13 protein-coding genes are annotated in these 14,948 nt (G+C 42.3%); 6 read left to right on the top strand and 7 right to left on the bottom strand.

The features are described from left to right. The first annotated feature begins 11 nt into the window (after positions 1 to 11). Entirely contained in the window at positions 12 to 1,397 is a 1,386-nt protein-coding gene (gene glnG, locus EJ103_RS00960; RefSeq protein WP_126005528.1) for a nitrogen regulation protein NR(I), read from the top strand. Between the two features lie 28 nt (positions 1,398 to 1,425). Continuing rightward, positions 1,426 to 1,884 (top strand): cyclic nucleotide-binding domain-containing protein, encoded by a 459-nt coding sequence (locus EJ103_RS00955; protein ID WP_004589450.1) that lies wholly within the window; start codon positions 1,426 to 1,428, stop codon positions 1,882 to 1,884. 9 nt (positions 1,885 to 1,893) lie between these two features. Here the strand turns inward: EJ103_RS00955 and EJ103_RS00950 are convergent, their stop codons facing one another. Together EJ103_RS00950 and EJ103_RS00945 are read right to left on the bottom strand one after the other, a co-directional pair. Further along, on the bottom strand, positions 1,894 to 2,559 hold the full coding sequence (locus tag EJ103_RS00950; RefSeq protein ID WP_126005526.1) for a hypothetical protein: 666 nt from the start codon (positions 2,557 to 2,559) through the stop codon (positions 1,894 to 1,896). A gap of 81 nt (positions 2,560 to 2,640) precedes the next feature. Continuing rightward, on the bottom strand, positions 2,641 to 2,943 hold the full coding sequence (locus tag EJ103_RS00945; protein WP_126005524.1) for a hypothetical protein: 303 nt from the start codon (positions 2,941 to 2,943) through the stop codon (positions 2,641 to 2,643). Positions 2,944 to 3,213: 270 nt separating this feature from the next. On the opposite strand from EJ103_RS00945, the gene EJ103_RS00940 reads away from it, so the two are divergent. From EJ103_RS00940 to acnA, 3 genes are all read left to right on the top strand, one after another. Then, entirely contained in the window at positions 3,214 to 3,597 is a 384-nt protein-coding gene (locus EJ103_RS00940; RefSeq protein WP_055255192.1) for an RNA-binding S4 domain-containing protein, read from the top strand. Positions 3,598 to 3,704: 107 nt separating this feature from the next. Continuing rightward, positions 3,705 to 4,133, top strand: coding sequence for a hypothetical protein (locus EJ103_RS00935; protein ID WP_126005522.1), 429 nt, complete (start codon positions 3,705 to 3,707; stop codon positions 4,131 to 4,133). Between the two features lie 218 nt (positions 4,134 to 4,351). Then, positions 4,352 to 7,093 carry an aconitate hydratase AcnA gene (gene acnA / locus EJ103_RS00930; protein WP_024031992.1) on the top strand — a complete coding sequence of 914 codons (2,742 nt, stop codon included), beginning with the start codon at positions 4,352 to 4,354 and terminating at the stop codon, positions 7,091 to 7,093. A 208-nt stretch (positions 7,094 to 7,301) separates the two neighbouring features. Here acnA and EJ103_RS00925 read toward each other — a convergent pair whose 3' ends face one another. The 4 genes from EJ103_RS00925 to EJ103_RS00910 form a co-directional block, all read right to left on the bottom strand. Continuing rightward, positions 7,302 to 7,844 carry a DUF4124 domain-containing protein gene (locus tag EJ103_RS00925; RefSeq protein WP_126005520.1) on the bottom strand — a complete coding sequence of 181 codons (543 nt, stop codon included), beginning with the start codon at positions 7,842 to 7,844 and terminating at the stop codon, positions 7,302 to 7,304. A 127-nt stretch (positions 7,845 to 7,971) separates the two neighbouring features. Next, positions 7,972 to 8,712 carry a phosphoadenylyl-sulfate reductase gene (locus tag EJ103_RS00920; RefSeq protein ID WP_004589442.1) on the bottom strand — a complete coding sequence of 247 codons (741 nt, stop codon included), beginning with the start codon at positions 8,710 to 8,712 and terminating at the stop codon, positions 7,972 to 7,974. A gap of 42 nt (positions 8,713 to 8,754) precedes the next feature. Then, positions 8,755 to 10,452, bottom strand: coding sequence for an assimilatory sulfite reductase (NADPH) hemoprotein subunit (cysI, locus tag EJ103_RS00915; RefSeq protein WP_024031990.1), 1,698 nt, complete (start codon positions 10,450 to 10,452; stop codon positions 8,755 to 8,757). Positions 10,453 to 10,512: 60 nt separating this feature from the next. After that, positions 10,513 to 12,324, bottom strand: coding sequence for an assimilatory sulfite reductase (NADPH) flavoprotein subunit (locus EJ103_RS00910; RefSeq protein ID WP_126005518.1), 1,812 nt, complete (start codon positions 12,322 to 12,324; stop codon positions 10,513 to 10,515). Between the two features lie 306 nt (positions 12,325 to 12,630). Here EJ103_RS00910 and EJ103_RS00905 point away from each other — a divergent pair, with 306 nt between their 5' ends. Continuing rightward, positions 12,631 to 14,262: an endonuclease gene (locus EJ103_RS00905; protein WP_126005516.1), complete on the top strand. Its 1,632-nt coding sequence runs from the start codon at positions 12,631 to 12,633 to the stop codon at positions 14,260 to 14,262. Positions 14,263 to 14,292: 30 nt separating this feature from the next. On the opposite strand, the gene EJ103_RS00900 is transcribed toward EJ103_RS00905, so the two are convergent. Continuing rightward, positions 14,293 to 14,889 (bottom strand): hypothetical protein, encoded by a 597-nt coding sequence (locus EJ103_RS00900; RefSeq protein ID WP_126005514.1) that lies wholly within the window; start codon positions 14,887 to 14,889, stop codon positions 14,293 to 14,295. Between the last annotated feature and the right edge of the window lie 59 nt (positions 14,890 to 14,948).

The following is a 14,948-nucleotide window of genomic DNA, read 5'->3' as shown; positions in this document are numbered from 1 at the left end:
TTGGAGTTGGCATGAAAACAGTTTGGCTTGTAGATGATGACGCATCAATTCGCTTTGTATTAGAAAAAGCGCTGACACGCGCAGGGTTTGAAGCAGAAAGCTTTGCAAATGCGCAAGACGTGTTAAGCGCGCTAAAATTTAGCCAGCCAACCGTGTTGGTATCTGACGTACGGATGCCAGGCATGGACGGCATGGCATTGCTTGAACTCATAGCAGAGCAAAACCCAGGGCTGCCGGTTATTATAATGACCGCCCACTCAGATTTAGACTCAGCGGTTAACGCATTTCAAAAAGGCGCGTTTGAGTACTTAGCCAAGCCATTTGATTTAAACGAAGCCGTGGCATTAATCGAAAGTGCCTGTAGAGCAAACTCAACTAAAAAAACTAAGCGTAAACAAGTTCCACCTAAAAGCGCGCACATTATTGGCGAAGCCCCTGCGATGCAGGAAGTGTTTAGAGCGATAGGTAAACTGTCGGCTTCAAGTATGAGCGTACTAATTAATGGTGAGTCAGGCACAGGTAAAGAGCTTGTTGCCAGCGCTTTACACAACCACAGCCCACGTAAAGAAAACCAGTTTATTGCATTAAACATGGCCGCTATTCCAAAAGAGCTTGTGGAGTCTGAGTTATTTGGCCACGAAAAAGGCGCATTTACTGGTGCCGATAGCGTTCGTAAAGGCCGCTTTGAACAAGCCAATGGCGGCACACTGTTTTTAGATGAAATTGGCGATATGCCACTGGATGTGCAAACACGTTTATTACGTGTACTCGCCGATGGTGAGTTTTACCGTGTGGGCGGGCACCAGAGTATTAAAGTAGATGTACGCATTATTGCTGCAACGCATCAAAATTTAGAAGATTTAGTAAAACAGGGTAAATTTAGGGACGATTTATTTCATCGTTTAAACGTTGTGCGCCTTCGTTTACCGGCTCTTAGAGAAAGAACTGAAGACATTGAACGCCTAGCGCAGCACTTTTTACACAAAAGCGCAAAAGACCTACAAGTAGAAAGTAAAGTACTAAGCCCAAAAGCCACAGAGCAGCTTAGGCTATTTAGCTGGCCTGGTAATGTTCGCCAACTCGAAAACACCTGTCGCTGGTTGACCGTTATGGCCCCTGGTGAATTAGTAAGTGAGCAAGACCTACCACCAGAGATCATTGATGCAGCGCCTGTTCAACAAGAAGGTGATTGGCTCGATGCGTTTCAGCAATGGCTCAATCAAGAGCTTAAGCAAGGTAAAGAAAACATTTGGCCCGATATTCAAGCTCAGCTTGAAACTCGCCTTATAAAAACAGCACTGGCTAATTGCTCTGGCCATAAACAAGATGCAGCCATAAAAATTGGTTGGGGGCGCAACACGTTGACCCGCAAATTAAAAGAGCGCAATATTAACTAGTTTCTAACCGTTACTCGTTGGCCCTAGGATGAAATTAATAGAACACATTCCATTGTTTAAACAAATGGAAATAGTGAATAGATTGCACTTTTTTAAAGACTTCACCCTTGCTGAACGCCAAGTGTTATTAGAGTCGTTTGGGTTATTGTATTTAGTTAACCAGCATCAGTTTTTATTTAAACAATACGATAACGACAAACGCTTATACATTGTATTAAGCGGTGCGTTACTTGTTTTTAAACATAACCACTTGCTGGAGCTTGGCACTATAGAGCCCGGTGAGTTTATCGGTGAAGGCGCATTTATTAATAACCGCGAGCGCAGTACGAGCGCTCGCGCTAAAACCGACACCATAGTACTTGCCATTACCCCAGAGGCACTTACTCGCTTGCCTAATGTAATACGCGAAAAAATTAAAGATAGAATCATAGAAGGTATGAGCCTGCGCATTGCAAAGCTTAGTGAGCACATAGAAACCCACGGTTAACTCTACCCCTCAGTCCATATAAACAATTTGTAATGAGCAATTAAGCCAGCTGGGGTGGTTAACATGCGCCGTAAATGTATACGTATCGGATGGCTTGGCGCCAAAGGGCGTATTTATAAGTGGTTGTGAGTGGCTGTATGTTTGCGAATAATTTTTGTAATAAATAACAACGTAACCATATAAAAACTCCCAACCTAACCTTACAACAGCGCCACTGGGTAAGGTAAAGTCAGCATATTTATCTGTAAATGTGACGAGTAAATCATTGTACTTGTCTTCGCTGCATTGAGTTGTTCGTAACTTTTTAGGCATAACAAAAGTTGACCCCGCCACTGCATTTTTTAGATAAAAGCCTATATTGCCATCGCCATAAAAATGATTTGATCGTGTCGTGTAGTTAATTTCGGGCTGATAACCTAGCTCTTGCATAATAATAGCTAACTGCTCAGTTTCTTTTGGGTAAATTTTATCGCTTGATAAAAGCAACGTGGCCTCACCAAAGGTAGATGGGATTTCTAGCTCAACATATTCATAAGGGAGATTTTGTGCTTTTAGCGCAGCATCGAGCTGCTTGCGCTGCTCATCTTGCAAGTTTTCACTAAAAACATAAACGGTAGGTTGTTGGCACGCAGTTAATAATAGTGCCCACATACAGATTAAAATGCGATTTTTCATAGCGACCCCCAATGATTACAACTGTAGTCTATTGGAGGTAACTATCTATAGCAACTTAATACTCATGTGCTTAATTAAGTATTATTGTACGTTGGTATAATTTGTTTGGCTGTCTAACCAGGCATCTACACTTTGGCGTGTATATAAAACTTCATTAAATAAGCGATGACGTTCAAATTCCAGTTTTGATTTTTTAAGTGTATCGCCACTAATTAGCCGACTGTGCGTATCGTTAAACTTAGAAATAACCGAAAAGCCGCGTTCATCTTGCTCTTTTTGTGTTTTTACCGAGTTAGCTAAGTGAGCTCTTACATCATCTGCTGTCAGCATATCTGAATTATCTAAGCCCATTAGCTCTTTTTTCATTGCTAATCTTATGCCCATTTACTGCTCCAATTATATGCAGACCTAAACAATTAAAACGGTGAAATAATTACCATGTTTTAGGTACGATTTTTTATTTGCCAAAGCAATAGCAAATAGCACACCAAATTTTTTGCTAGAGCATACGCATCAAATGCTGCAGTTTTTTTAAAGTTGAAAAAAGTTTTATATTTATCACTCTTTTTTATCCCACTCGGGCGAGCTTGCTAGGTGCAAAAAACAGTGCAAGCCTTTATACTTGCTGCTTATGCGCCACCAACAGGGATAACCATGTCAGAAGAATACATTGAAATTGAACTTGAAGAAGAACCTATAGAGCTTTGTAAATTACTAAAAGTACTCGATTTAGTAGAAGGTGGCGGCCAAGCTAAAAACCTAATAGCGCAAGGCTATGTTGGGGTTAACCATGAAATATGTACAATAAAACGGAAAAAATTATACAGTGGCGATGTACTTGAATTTGATGGCGAGCTTTTTCAACTCACTTTAAGTGAAGATGCGACTCCTGTAGAGCGCCCAGTGGTAACAACCCAGCCACAGCCAGAAAAAACACCTAATGAAACAGCTCAAAAGCCGGCAAAAAATAAAAGAAAGCGCACTAAAAAGCCAAAGGTTGATGAAAATACAGGGCGTCGCCCTATCTCATTTGGCTAGCCCTTAGCGCTTTGTGTCGTTTTTATTATATGTATAGGCTGGCTTGAACAGTTAGCCTTTTTGCTCTTTAATTACCTCGTAAAATACAATAAAAACAAGGTAATAATATGACAACCTCAGCTACACCCAATTGGTTTAAACCCGCCCTGTGGGCAGCACTTATCTGGAATTTATTAGGTGTGTTTGCATTTATAATGCACCTTATGATGACCCCCGAGATGATAAGTAAACTTCCGTTAGATCAACAAGCTGCATATTCAAACGTGCCTTTATGGTCTACCATTGCATTTGCTGTAGCGGTATTTGGTGGCACCCTTGGCTGCATACTACTATTGGTCAAAAATGCATTTGCAACGCCTACCTTTGCGCTATCGTTGGTAGCGATATTTATTCAGCAATTTTATAATTTCATTGTGATAAATAGCATTAAAATGCTGGGGGTAAGCGCGGTGTTTATGCCTATTTTAGTGATTGTTATTGCGTTTTTGCTTTTATATTTAAGCATAAAAAGCAAACAACAAGGTTGGTTGAACTAACCTCCCCCCCTTTTGTAAACTCATTATTTTGCTACTTGAAAAAACAATTTTAGGTAGCACTTCTATACTTATTACTGTCTAAAAAACATGCATTGCGCTACCTGCTTTTTAGCCTGATTTGTCATATTTATTATCTCTGGTATGCACTTTGCAAACTATTGGCAAATAAACACGTTATTTTATCAAGGACATAATCCTAACTATCAAAGGGGCAAAAAATGAATAGTTTCGACACCCAACAACAATTAACGATTAATGGCGAGCAATACCATATTCACTCACTTAAAGGATTAGGCGATAAAGCAAAGCGATTGCCCTTTTCTCTCAAAGTATTACTAGAAAACCTATTACGCAATGAAGATGGCGTAAATATTAAAGAACAAGACATTCAAGCCCTTCTTGATTGGGACCCTAAAGCAAAGCCCTCAGCTGAGGTGGCCTTTACGCCGGCACGTGTTGTAATGCAAGACTTTACAGGTGTTCCCGCCATTGTTGATTTAGCTGCCATGCGTGATGCAATGGAAAAGCTAGGTGGCGACCCTGCAAAAATAAACCCGCTTTCTCCTGCTGAACTTGTAATTGACCACTCAGTGCAAGTAGATGGCTACGGTGACGACGGTGCGTTTGATTTAAACGCCAAGCTAGAATACGAACGAAATAAAGAACGCTACGAATTTTTACGCTGGGGGCAAACTGCTTTTGATAATTTAAAAGTAGTGCCACCAGCTACAGGTATTGTGCACCAAGTAAACTTAGAGTTTTTAGCGCGTGTTGTTTTTAACGACAGTGAAAACGGAAAATCAATAGCCTACCCAGACACCCTTGTAGGGACTGATTCGCACACTACCATGATTAATGGTTTAGGTGTGTTAGGCTGGGGCGTAGGTGGTATTGAAGCCGAAGCAGCCATGCTTGGGCAACCAATTAGCTTGCTTATTCCTCAAGTAGTGGGCTTTAAATTAAATGGCCGCTTACCCGAGGGCACCACAGCTACCGATTTAGTGCTCACCGTTACCGAAATGCTACGTAATCACGGCGTAGTGGGTAAATTTGTTGAGTTTTATGGTGACGGCCTAGCTGATTTACCGCTAGCCGATAGAGCAACCATTGCCAACATGGCGCCAGAGTACGGTGCAACATGTGGTATTTTCCCCATTGATGATGAAACAATTAACTACCTGCGTTTAACGAACCGCGATGAAGATCACCTCAAACTGATTGAAGACTACGCTAAACACCAGGGCTTATGGCGCCATGAAGGCGACGAAGCGCATTACACAGACACCCTTGAGCTTAAATTAGACGATGTAGTACCTAGCCTTGCTGGCCCTAAACGCCCACAAGACAGAATTACACTTGATAAAGCCGGTGATGTGATAGGCCAGCACCTAAAAGGTTTCCAAGATGAGCGTATGGCTCGTCGTGATAAAAGCGATATTGAAGAAGCGCGCATTGAAAGTGAAGGCCCAACAACCAACCCTGATGAACCGGTAGACGAAGCGCAGTTTATGGGTGCAGCCAAAGTGAAGTTTAAAGGCCAAGAATTTGAACTAAACGATGGCGCCTGTGTTATTGCCGCTATTACAAGCTGTACAAATACCTCTAACCCCAGTGTTATTTTAGCCGCAGGCTTAGTGGCTCAAAAAGCCAAACAGCTGGGTATTAATGTAAAACCGTGGGTTAAAACATCGCTTGCACCCGGTTCGCAAGTGGTAACCGACTACCTTGAAAAAGCAGGCCTAATGGATGACCTAGAAAGCTTAGGCTTTAACTTGGTCGGTTATGGTTGTACCACGTGTATAGGTAATTCAGGCCCGCTTGCAGATGAAATTAGCGAAGCTATTCAAAAGCACAAGCTAGTTGTAAGCTCTATTTTATCGGGTAACCGTAATTTTGAAGGGCGTATACACCAAGACGTTAAAATGAACTTTTTAGCCTCGCCTCCACTTGTGGTAGCGTATGCCATTGCAGGGCGTACAGACATAGATGTATACAACGAGCCATTAGCGCAAGATGAAAACGGTAACGATATTTACCTGAAAAATATTTGGCCAAGCGTGAGCGAAGTCAGCGAACTAGTACAAAAAACGGTAACCAGAGAAATGTTCGAAAAAAGCTATGCCAACGTATACGAAGGCGACAGCCGTTGGCAAAAAATCCAAATTCCTGATGGTAAGCTCTACGATTGGGATGATGGGTCAACTTACATTAAAAAAGCACCATTCTTTGAGGGCATGAGCGTTGAACCACCAGGCGTGCCAACAATTGAAGGGGCGCGTTGTTTAGCTAAACTTGGCGACTCAGTAACCACTGACCATATTTCTCCTGCGGGAGCCATTAAAGCTGAAGCGCCAGCCGGTATTTACTTACAGGAAAAAGGCGTAGAAAAAGCGCAGTTTAACTCGTATGGTTCACGCCGTGGTAACCACGAAGTGATGATGCGAGGCACATTTGCTAACGTTAGGCTTAAAAACTTACTCGCACCAGGTACAGAAGGTGGCGTTACTCGGACCCAACCTGATGACAAGCTTGCCAGCATTTACGATGCCGCAATGGAATATGAAAAGAGTAACACACCATTAATTGTGTTAGCTGGTAAAGAATACGGTACCGGTTCATCACGCGATTGGGCAGCAAAAGGCTCACTTTTATTAGGTGTAAAAGCGGTGGTTGCACAAAGTTATGAGCGTATTCACCGCTCTAACCTTATTGGTATGGGTGTGCTGCCTTTACAGTTTAAAGAAGGTGAGAGCCACGAATCATTAAATTTAACTGGCCAAGAGCAGTTTGATATTGAAGGTTTGTACGACAAAACGAATGAAGTGAGCATTATTGCCACTAATGCTGAGGGCAAAAAAGTCAGCTTTAGCGCCGATGTACGTATAGATACCCCTAAAGAGTGGGATTACTACAAGCACGGCGGTATTCTACAATACGTTTTACGTAACATGCTTGACTAATCATATACTTAAAACTAAAAAGCCTAGCAGTCGCTAGGCTTTTTTATGCGCTAAATAATTAACGAGTATTGCAACTTGGTATTGCTTTTAACGGGCTGTAAGCCCTTAGCGTAACTAAGGCGCTGTAACTCAGCTCACAAATTACAAACCCCGCACGATTAAAACCCCTCATATTGAGTAAGTTTTAATGCTAAGCGCACAATAAAATTTAGTACCCACCTATACTTTGCATCTCTTTACTGCGCTGCTCTAATTTTTGCTTTGCCTTTTCGGCATCTTCAAACAGTTTTTGAATAGATTCAGCGTTGTAAACGGTAGGTGTAGGTGGTTGAATACTCTTTTTTGAGGTACTTGCACTGCTACTCAAAATTGAGGTGTCTTCTGCGGCTACAACAGTGACATCGCGGGCATCAAGTTTTACCTCAATACTTTTGCCATCTGCATTAGGCGTATCTGAAAAATGCCATTGGCCGTTTTTATCTTGCCACTTATAAATTTTGCTACCGGGTTTAATTGTCGCCGCATCATTGTTTACACTCTGCCCAATTTTATCGCCCGCTTGTTTTGCGCCTTGCACTGCCTGATTAAGCGTATTGGTAGATAACGCGACCATTTTTTCTTTAATTTTGTGAGATTCAGCACTAATAGATGAACTAGAAAGCCATGTTTGGCCATCTGGCTTTTTTAGGTAAAACAAAGAGATAACAGCAATGATCATGACTGATATTGCCAAGTAGGTGAAGTATTTCATAGCGTTCCTGCTTAAAAATGAATCCTTGAAAGGCAAGTCTAATAAAAAATACTTAATCAGGCAATTTTTTTGCAATAAAAAACGCAACCTAAGTTGCGTTTAAATAGTTGTTTAGCATTCGCTTTTTTTAAATACCATCGCCGTCAATATGCAGCCCGCATTCGCGGTTTAAACCAAAAAAGCGCGTTTCTTCTTCGCTCATACCTGGCTCAAGTTTACGCGTAGTATGCACATCACCCATCGACACATAACCTTGCTCCCATAATGGGTGGTAAGGTAAGTCATGCTTGGTAAGGTATTGATATACATCGCGGTTTGACCACTCAATAATCGGGTACACTTTTACCGTACCTCGGCTTATCTCAACAAACTGTTTATCTGCACGGGTCGATGATTGGTCACGGCGCAGGCCACTAAACCAGGTACCGGCACCTATTTCTTTTAATGCGCGGGTCATGGGCTCTACTTTATTAAGCTGATTATATTGCTTAATACCGTCCTCGCCTTGTTCCCATAATTTACCGTATTTAGCTTCTTGCCATGCAGGGCTTAGCTCAGCTTTATACACCTGTAAATTAAGTGATAGGCGCGCTGTCATTTGCTCAATAAACTGATACGTTTCTGGAAATAAATAACCCGTATCGGTTAATACCACAGGAATATCAGGGCGCTGAGATGTTACTAAATGCAGCATGACCGCCGCTTGAATACCAAAGCTTGATGATAAAAAAGCTGTATCGGGTAAGTTCTCTAGTGCCCATGCAACACGCTGCTCCGCACTCATTGGTGCAAGTATGCCGTTTGCATCTGCAAGCAATGCCGCTTGGCTTTGCTTATCAAGCTGTAATATGTTTTTAAATTCACTCATGGTCAATTTTAAACCTCACCCACGCTCCGCGTGGGTATTTAATTAAGCGTGAAAATCGGTTACTGATACTTTTACTTCAGCAACAATGCCTTTGCGAATTACAAAGTCACCAAAACATTCACCGTCGTTTCGCTCACTTGCCCACTGGCCAATTAGCTTATCAAACGCGTCTAGGTAAACATCTTCACCTACGTTTTCTAGGTACAGTTTAGGAATGCGTGTACCTTCTAAATTACCGCCTAGGTAAACGTTGTATTTACCAGGGCCTTTACCTACTAAACCAGCTTCTGCAAGCATTGCGCGGCCACAACCGTTAGGACAACCTACAACACGCATAATAATGCTGTCATCAGGTATGCCATGCTTAGCAAGTAGTGCTTCGGTTTTTTCAATTAAGCTTGGTAAGTAACGCTCAGCTTCGGCCATAGCAAGCGGACACGTTGGCAATGCTACACACGCCATTGAGTTTTTACGTTGCTCAGTGTCTTTGTCATCAATTAGGCCGTGGTTACGGGCAATTTCTTCAATGACTGCTTTTTGATCGGCAGGCACACCAGCAATAATTAAGTTTTGGTTAGCCGTCATGCGCATATCGCCTTGGTGCACTTCTGCAATTTTACGACAGCCTGTTTTTAATGGCTTACCTGGGTAGTCTAAAATACGGCCGCTTTGTATAAATAGCGTAAGGTGGTGCTTGCCATCAATGCCTTCTACCCAACCGATACGATCGCCACGGTGAGTAAACTCATAAGGGCGGCTTGGTGCAAAGCTTACACCGGCACGTTTTTCTACTTCCGCTTTAAATACGTCAGACCCAACACGGTCTAGTGTGTATTTAGTTTTTGCATTTTTACGGTTAGAACGGTTACCCCAATCGCGCTGCACTGATACAACGTGCTCAGCAATTTTTAAGGTGTCTTCTAGAGCAATAAAACCAAAGTCGTCAGCTTTGCGCGGATACGTAGCCGTATCACCGTGGGTCATAGCTAGGCCACCACCTACAAGTACGTTAAAGCCAACAAGCTTGCCATCTTCAGCAATAGCAACAAAGTTTAAGTCATTCGCATGCACATCAACTTCGTTGTTAGGCGGAATAGTAACCGTGGTTTTAAACTTACGCGGTAAGTAGTTAGAACCTAAAATTGGCTCTTCTGTGGTTTCTGCTTTTTCGCCATTTAACCAAATTTCAGCGTATGCTTTCGTTTTTGGAAGTAAATGCTCAGAAATTTTTGCAGCCCACTCATACGCTTCTTGATGTAACTCTGACTCAACAGGGTTAGTCGTACATAGTACGTTACGGTTTACATCGCCTGCGGTGGCAATAGAGTCAATGCCAACGCTATTAAGCATTTGGTGCATGCCTTTAATATTTGGCTTTAATACACCATGAAATTGAAACGTTTGACGTGTTGTTAAACGAATACTGCCGTAGCTTGTTTTTTCATCGGCAAATTTATCAATTGCTAGCCATTGCTCGGGCTTGATAATACCGCCAGGCATACGTGCACGTAGCATTACATTGTGCAGCGGCTCTAGCTTTTGCTTTGCACGCTCAGGGCGTATATCGCGGTCATCTTGCTGGTACATACCGTGAAAACGTATAAGTTGGAAGTTATCGGCTGTAAAACCACCGGTAATTTCATCTTTTAAATCTTGCTCTATGGTGCCACGTAAAAAGTTACTTTCTCTTTTCAAACGTTCGTTATCAGAAAGTTTTACGTTTTTATCTTGTTCGCTCATTTTAAATCCTAAATTTGTTACAGTGACGGCTGCTAGCTGTTAATAAAATAAGAAACGTGATTAATACACGTCTTTCTGATAGCGGTTAGCGCTACGTAAGTCTTTTAAATATTGCTCTGCGTCTTCGTAGCTTTTACCGGTGTTTTCGCTGATGATATCAACTAAGGCGTTGTGTACATCTTTTGCCATGCGGTTTGCATCACCACACACATAAAAATGCGCACCTGCTTCTAGCCACTCAAAAATTTCTTTTGAGTTTTTGCGTAGTTTGTCTTGTACGTATACTTTTTCGGCTTGGTCACGGCTAAATGCAACGTCAACTTTGCTTAATAGGCCTGATTTTAAATAACCCTGAATTTCTACTTGATACAAGAAGTCTTGAGTAAAGTGTGGGTTACCGAAAAACAGCCAATTTTTGCCTTGTGCTTCTCGCGAGTCACGCTCTTGTAAAAATGCACGGAATGGCGCAATACCGGTACCTGGGCCAACCATAATAATGGGGGTATTATCATCGCTAGGTAAACGGAAGTTGTCGTTGTGCTCACTAAATACTTTAACTTTACACCCTTCTTCAGCACGGCGTGCTAAATAACCAGAGCAGCCACCTAAATGTTCGCTGCCAAAGGCGTCAAACTCAACTAAACCTACCGTTAAGTGCACTTCCTCTTCAACCTCGCTTTGGCTTGAAGCGATTGAGTATAAGCGCGCTTGTAGTTTACGTAGGCAATCTACTAAGGTTTGTGCATCTATTTTTGCAGGATTTTGTGCCACTACATCAAAAATTTGACGAGGCTCGATGTACTCACGCATAGCGGCTTTATCTTCTACAAGCTTTAGTAGCTCTGGCGTGCCCGTTGCAACTGCGTATTTTTCTACAAAGCCTGGGTACGACTGAGTAAGCTCTAATTTTTCGATTAATGCATCGCGAATAGGCAATGACTCTTCGCCCACTTTTACAAGTGTGCTTGAATCGATTTGCGTGTGTATTAGTAGCTCATCTACGCGGGCTTCATCATTTAAAAAGTACACGCCTAATGAATCACCAGGTAAGTAGGTGATGTCTGAGCCTTCAAGCGAAATCTCAACATGGCGTACATCTTTAGTCGAATCGCGCCCTGTAATTTTTTGTACGGTAACAAGCTCTGCCGCAAATGGGTTTTGCTTAGTGTATTGACTTGCTGCCGCTGTTGGCGCGCCAAATGGCATTGATACAACTTGGCCGCCCGCAGCATCTTGCTGCGCTTTTAAATCAGGTTCGAATGCATCAAGTGCACCGGTGATCCAAGTGGCTGCTTCATCATCGTAATCAACATCTAGGTCGGCACGTTGGAAAATAGTTTCTGCGCCAAGTTTGTTTAAACGCTCTTCAAAGTCTTTTGCTGTTTGGCAGAAAAACTCATAGCTAGAGTCACCTAAACCCAGTACCGCGACTTTAACGCCATCTAACTTAGGAGCTTTTTTGGTAGTTAAAAATTCATACAGTGTTTCAGCATCTTCAGGTGGTTCACCCTCTCCGTAAGTAGATACAACAACGGTTAAAAACTTTTCTTTTTTCAGGGCTGTAGGTTTGTAGTCAGACATGCTCACAAGTTTTACAGCTAAACCGCGCGACTCTGCTTGCTCTTTAAGCTTAGTCGCCACACCTTTTGCATTACCTGTTTGCGAACCATACAAAATAGTAAGTGGCGCAGCATCGCTTGCAGCCGCTGTAGGCGCCTGCCCACCAAGAGCTGCAGAATTAGCATTTGCAGCTAAGTAACCACTTACCCACGCTTGCTGAATTGGATTAAGTTCTGCTACTAAGCCTTGCAGCTTTTGTACTTGCTCTTGCGATAGCGGGCTTGCCGCTGCGTTAAGTTGACCTAACAACATGAATTTGTTCCCCATAACCCTGAAAATTACATACAGCCCACATAATGCGCTGTTCAAAATGAGTTTTACCTCACCCAGAGTAACTCTGCTGAGGTTTTATTAGTGTGCAGGATAGCGGGCTATGCGGTGAGAAAAAAAGAATAGAATCTGCTTTGTTATTCCATTTAGTTATTAATTTATATAAAGACCTTCAAAAACAGCTTAAAGGCTGATTATTGCTATTTTATTAATTTTGTATTTAACAAATTTGTAACCTTGTGCAGATAGTGTATGTTATTTACTCAACTATAAAAAATAGGAACAATCATGTCACACGGGACATACCAAAATAAGTTACTTAGCACGGCATTACTGATTGCCGCCACTCCAGCAATGGCCAATGTCGCAAATGGCGGATTTGAGCAGTGGACAGGCAATACGCCTGACGCGTGGACCACAATTGATAGCGGTATTAATGTATCGCGCTCAACCAATATCGTAAATAACGCAAGCAGCGCGGCGGCTATTAATGTGACCACCGGCTCGCAAAGCAATACCGACTTATTACAACAAGTCAGTGTGGAGGCTGGCAAAACATATGATTTCTCAGTGGATGTATATCACACTGAAGGAGGCATAAGGGCCCGCCTGTATGTAGATGGCTACCAAGGGTACTCTAACCAAGCGCAAACTAACCAGTGGCAAACAATTAGCCACAGTTATACGCCTAGCAGTAATAAAACCATTAATGTTGGTTTACGTTTTTACGATATGAGCGGCTTTGATGGCAATGAAACCGTTTATGTAGATAATTTTTTGCCTAATACAGACGGCGGCGCTTCAGGCAGCTGTAACGGCCATAGCCTTACTTTAACACTTAATACCGATAACTACGGCAGCGAAACCAGCTGGGTGGTTAACAACAGCCAAGGTAGCAGCGTAGCCAGTGGTAGTGGTTATGCCTCTAACACACAATATAATGAGCAACTCTGTTTAACTGATGGCGCATACACCCTAGTTATAAGTGACAGCTATGGCGACGGTATGTGCTGTAACGTAGGTAATGGTAATTATGCGCTCACTCAGGGCAGCACCACACTTGCCAGTGGCGCAAGTTTTAATAACACAGATAGTACAACTTTTGAATTAGGCGATAGCTCTGGGGGTGATACTGGCGGCGGCACAAACCCAACACCAACAGGTTATTACGTAACAACTCAGGGTTTATCTGGCTATGCATTAAAAACTGAGCTTTATAACATTATCAAAAATCACAGCTCGCAAGGTTACTCGGCTATTTGGAACTTTTACGATTCTTCAGCACGCGATAAATACTTTGAAAACGATAACAGTATTTTAGATATGTATAGCGAAAAGCCAAATGGTAGCGACAGCTATACTTACACCGCGGTGAGCGATCAGTGCGGTACTTATAACAGTGAAGCAGATTGCTATAACCGCGAGCATTCGTTCCCTAAAAGCTGGTTTGGCGGCACAAATGAGCCAATGAATTCAGACGTGCACCACATTTATGCAACCGACGGTTATGTAAACTCAAAACGTAGTAACTACCCATTTGGTGAAGTGGCTAGCGCATCATTTACATCAACAAACGGTAGTAAAGTCGGTTCAGCAGCAAGCTCTATTAATTACTCAGGTACGGTGTTTGAGCCAATTGATGAGTTTAAAGGTGACTTTGCCCGCGCTTATTTTTACATGGCAACCCGCTACGAGAATGTAATAGGCTCGTGGCAAAATAACACAACTGCCAGTAATGCAGTCCTTAATGGCACAAGCAATCAAGTATTCGAAAACTGGGTGGTAGCTATGCTACTTAACTGGCATAACGCCGACCCTGTTAGCCAAATGGAACTTGACCGTAACCAAGCAGCTTATGAGTTTCAAGGTAATCGTAACCCGTATATCGATCACCCTGAATTTGTTGAGATGATTTGGTAATAGCTTGGTTATAACTTTTTAGCCCCAGCATTAACTGGGGCTTTTTAATAACTGTACTTTTTGTTTGGCAATAAGTGACGCTACATACTGCTTTTCTAAATCCCACGGATGACGCTTCCAGCCCTTAAAACCAAAACCGATAATATACACCTGTGCTTGCTGCTTTAAAAAGTGCTCAATGGCTAACATTCCCGAACTGGGTGTTTTAGCTTTAAAAGCAGGTTTGCCAAACGTATATAAGTGTTTTAATAATACTGTTTTATCGTGCTGGGCGATTCGACTCACGTTTGCATGCGGGCTATATTTACGTATTATTTCACCGCCATGGTCAATACAGCCCCTGCGGTTAATTAGCTTATAAAAAGGTTGAGTAAATAAGTTAGGTTTTGGGTCAGTGATCATGACATTTTTCAGCTGCGTTATATCTATATCTGGAAACGCTGCGCAAAGCATTGCGCCTTGCTTACCTCTTCCTACTAGCCATAAATCAGTACATTTACGGCCTAAGTATGCAGGCATGTTTGCACACATATTAAAGCGCACCACTCTATCAAAGCTGTTTAGGGCTTTACTTATATCCTTTTCGACGGGGCCATTACCTATAATTAACACTGTTTGCTTAGCCATACTACGCTCCTTGTACCTTTATTAGCGCATACTAACGTGCTCGCCACTCTTTACCAGAA

This window comes from Pseudoalteromonas sp. Xi13 (assembly GCF_003952205.1).
Taxonomy (GTDB): Bacteria; Pseudomonadota; Gammaproteobacteria; order Enterobacterales; family Alteromonadaceae; genus Pseudoalteromonas; species Pseudoalteromonas atlantica.
This window is presented reverse-complemented; position numbering and strand designations above follow the sequence as displayed.

Coding starts and splice junctions, on each gene's coding strand:
- glnG (WP_126005528.1), top strand. CDS start 12: ATGAAAACAGTTTGGCTTGTAGATGATGACGCATCAATTCGCTTTGTA.
- EJ103_RS00955 (WP_004589450.1), top strand. CDS start 1,426: ATGAAATTAATAGAACACATTCCATTGTTTAAACAAATGGAAATAGTG.
- EJ103_RS00950 (WP_126005526.1), bottom strand. CDS start 2,559: ATGAAAAATCGCATTTTAATCTGTATGTGGGCACTATTATTAACTGCG.
- EJ103_RS00945 (WP_126005524.1), bottom strand. CDS start 2,943: ATGGGCATAAGATTAGCAATGAAAAAAGAGCTAATGGGCTTAGATAAT.
- EJ103_RS00940 (WP_055255192.1), top strand. CDS start 3,214: ATGTCAGAAGAATACATTGAAATTGAACTTGAAGAAGAACCTATAGAG.
- EJ103_RS00935 (WP_126005522.1), top strand. CDS start 3,705: ATGACAACCTCAGCTACACCCAATTGGTTTAAACCCGCCCTGTGGGCA.
- acnA (WP_024031992.1), top strand. CDS start 4,352: ATGAATAGTTTCGACACCCAACAACAATTAACGATTAATGGCGAGCAA.
- EJ103_RS00925 (WP_126005520.1), bottom strand. CDS start 7,844: ATGAAATACTTCACCTACTTGGCAATATCAGTCATGATCATTGCTGTT.
- EJ103_RS00920 (WP_004589442.1), bottom strand. CDS start 8,712: ATGAGTGAATTTAAAAACATATTACAGCTTGATAAGCAAAGCCAAGCG.
- cysI (WP_024031990.1), bottom strand. CDS start 10,452: ATGAGCGAACAAGATAAAAACGTAAAACTTTCTGATAACGAACGTTTG.
- EJ103_RS00910 (WP_126005518.1), bottom strand. CDS start 12,324: ATGTTGTTAGGTCAACTTAACGCAGCGGCAAGCCCGCTATCGCAAGAG.
- EJ103_RS00905 (WP_126005516.1), top strand. CDS start 12,631: ATGTCACACGGGACATACCAAAATAAGTTACTTAGCACGGCATTACTG.
- EJ103_RS00900 (WP_126005514.1), bottom strand. CDS start 14,889: ATGGCTAAGCAAACAGTGTTAATTATAGGTAATGGCCCCGTCGAAAAG.